Origin of the sequence: Achromobacter sp. SIMBA_011 (genome assembly GCF_046535435.1) — a bacterium.
Lineage (GTDB): Bacteria > Pseudomonadota > Gammaproteobacteria > Burkholderiales > Burkholderiaceae_B > Achromobacter > Achromobacter dolens.
In genome coordinates this window covers 1-240 of the sequence record NZ_JAWRWN010001129.1, presented here as the reverse complement: position 1 = coordinate 240, position 240 = coordinate 1, and the positions used below count along the sequence as shown (strand labels likewise).

At 66.7% G+C, this 240-nt stretch carries 1 pseudogene; it reads left to right on the top strand.

From position 1 onward, the window contains the following. A pseudogene (locus tag SB816_RS34560) lies at window positions 1–240 on the top strand (glutamine synthetase); the annotation flags it as partial.

The following is a 240-nucleotide window of genomic DNA, read 5'->3' as shown; positions in this document are numbered from 1 at the left end:
CTCGCCGGTCGAGATCTCGCCGCGCTATGTGCTGCGGCGCGTGCTGGATCTCTACGAGGCGAAGGGCTGGAAGCCGGTGGTCGCGCCGGAGCTGGAGTTCTATCTGGTCGACATGAACGCCGATCCCGACTTGCCGTTGCGGCCGCCGGTCGGCCGCACGGGGCGCGCGGAGACGGGGCGTCAGTCGTATTCGATCGAGGCGGTCAACGAGTTCGATCCGCTGTTCGAGGACATCTACGA